Source organism: Ignatzschineria indica (assembly GCF_003121925.1).
Taxonomy (GTDB): Bacteria; Pseudomonadota; Gammaproteobacteria; order Cardiobacteriales; family Wohlfahrtiimonadaceae; genus Ignatzschineria; species Ignatzschineria indica.
Map to the genome: position 1 here is coordinate 1 of NZ_QEWR01000019.1, position 1,151 is coordinate 1,151.

Below are 1,151 nucleotides of genomic sequence, written 5' to 3' on the forward strand. Positions count from 1 at the left end.
CTAAAGTTAAACCTTGATCATTCAGCACAACCTTATCGCCGACTTTCACGCCATCGTTATTCACAACAGTCTGACCAGTCGTCACTGAACCTGTCTCACCAAGATCGATCTTTTCAGCAAGTTTAACATCGAGAGATTTAAGCACTCCCGCATCATCAACATCAGCAACAACACCGATATTCTTATCCGTTAACTTGCCTTCTGCGCCCCCTTTAAGGTTAACAACTTCCCCTAACTTGACGCCACCTTTAACATCAGCATCATCTCCTGCAAATTTAAGACCACCCTCAACAACACCTTTTAGGTTATTGTCGATATTGGTTAATGCCTCACCTACGTTATCAGCCTTTTGACCACCCACTTCATAACTAGGCGCTTTGATAGAGCCATCTGCATTTACTTCAGCGCCACCACCTAAGGCATCCGTCACTCCTTTCAGCTGTGACACGTTTACAGCATCCGTATCCACCTTACCTGCGGTAACACCTGCTAAAGTACGTGTTCCTTCACCATTTGAAAAATCAAAAGTAGGAGCATCTTTCGCAAGCTCGTTATTAATGACGATCTTATCGCCCTCAAGCTTCACAAGACCTGCTTTACCAGTATTGATATTGGTGATCTTTTCATCTCGCTCTTTTAATTGCGCCATGTTAACAGCGTCATTATCGTCCGCACCGTTAGCAACGCCGGTAATTTTCTTGTTACCCGCATTGATACCATTTTTCGTAATACTTGGAGCGCCATTACCTAAAGTTAAACCTTGATCATTCAGCACAACCTTATCGCCGACTTTCACGCCATCGTTATTCACAACAGTCTGACCAGTCGTCACTGAACCTGTCTCACCAAGATCGATCTTTTCAGCAAGTTTAACATCGAGAGATTTAAGCACTCCCGCATCATCAACATCAGCAACAACACCGATATTCTTATCCGTTAACTTGCCTTCTGCGCCCCCTTTAAGGTTAACAACTTCCCCTAACTTGACGCCACCTTTAACATCAGCATCATCTCCTGCAAATTTAAGACCACCCTCAACAACACCTTTTAGGTTATTGTCGATATTGGTTAATGCCTCACCTACGTTATCAGCCTTTTGACCACCCACTTCATAACTAGGCGCTTTGATAGAGCCATCTTCTTTTACTTCA

Annotated in this window: 1 pseudogene; it reads right to left on the minus strand. The window is 43.7% G+C overall.

The annotated features are described in order from the left end of the window. Positions 1-1,151 (minus strand): annotated as a pseudogene (locus DC082_RS10590) (hypothetical protein); the annotation flags it as partial.